The 1,394-nt window shown below is 52.8% G+C and carries 1 rRNA gene (running past one end of the window); it reads left to right on the top strand.

From position 1 onward, the window contains the following. Nucleotides 1-1,375 (top strand): 23S ribosomal RNA (locus ICA15_RS28410); it begins 1,618 nt to the left of the window's first position. Nucleotides 1,376-1,394: the final 19 nt, after the last annotated feature.

Genomic DNA, 1,394 nt, shown 5'->3' with positions numbered 1-1,394 from the left:
TTATCTTTTAGATGACGAAGTGGTTGATGCCATGCTTCCAAGAAAAGCTTCTAAGCTTCAGGTAACCAGGAACCGTACCCCAAACCGACACAGGTGGTTGGGTAGAGAATACCAAGGCGCTTGAGAGAACTCGGGTGAAGGAACTAGGCAAAATGGCACCGTAACTTCGGGAGAAGGTGCGCCGGTGAGGGTGAAGGACTTGCTCCGTAAGCTCATGCCGGTCGAAGATACCAGGCCGCTGCGACTGTTTATTAAAAACACAGCACTCTGCAAACACGAAAGTGGACGTATAGGGTGTGACGCCTGCCCGGTGCCGGAAGGTTAATTGATGGGGTTAGCTAACGCGAAGCTCTTGATCGAAGCCCCGGTAAACGGCGGCCGTAACTATAACGGTCCTAAGGTAGCGAAATTCCTTGTCGGGTAAGTTCCGACCTGCACGAATGGCGTAACGATGGCGGCGCTGTCTCCACCCGAGACTCAGTGAAATTGAAATCGCTGTGAAGATGCAGTGTATCCGCGGCTAGACGGAAAGACCCCGTGAACCTTTACTATAGCTTTGCACTGGACTTTGAATTTGCTTGTGTAGGATAGGTGGGAGGCTTTGAAGCGTGGACGCCAGTTCGCGTGGAGCCAACCTTGAAATACCACCCTGGCAACTTTGAGGTTCTAACTCAGGTCCGTTATCCGGATCGAGGACAGTGTATGGTGGGTAGTTTGACTGGGGCGGTCTCCTCCTAAAGAGTAACGGAGGAGTACGAAGGTGCGCTCAGACCGGTCGGAAATCGGTCGTAGAGTATAAAGGCAAAAGCGCGCTTGACTGCGAGACAGACACGTCGAGCAGGTACGAAAGTAGGTCTTAGTGATCCGGTGGTTCTGTATGGAAGGGCCATCGCTCAACGGATAAAAGGTACTCCGGGGATAACAGGCTGATACCGCCCAAGAGTTCATATCGACGGCGGTGTTTGGCACCTCGATGTCGGCTCATCACATCCTGGGGCTGAAGCCGGTCCCAAGGGTATGGCTGTTCGCCATTTAAAGTGGTACGCGAGCTGGGTTTAGAACGTCGTGAGACAGTTCGGTCCCTATCTGCCGTGGACGTTTGAGATTTGAGAGGGGCTGCTCCTAGTACGAGAGGACCGGAGTGGACGAACCTCTGGTGTTCCGGTTGTCACGCCAGTGGCATTGCCGGGTAGCTATGTTCGGGAAAGATAACCGCTGAAAGCATCTAAGCGGGAAACTTGCCTCAAGATGAGATCTCACTGGAACCTTGAGTTCCCTGAAGGGCCGTCGAAGACTACGACGTTGATAGGTTGGGTGTGTAAGCGCTGTGAGGCGTTGAGCTAACCAATACTAATTGCCCGTGAGGCTTGACCATATAACACCCAAGCAATTTG

It is taken from the genome of Pseudomonas sp. P116 (genome assembly GCF_020149425.1).
Taxonomy (GTDB): Bacteria; Pseudomonadota; Gammaproteobacteria; order Pseudomonadales; family Pseudomonadaceae; genus Aquipseudomonas; species Aquipseudomonas anatoliensis.
Note: the sequence above shows the minus strand (reverse complement) of the source record. Positions and strands in the feature narration are given on the sequence as shown.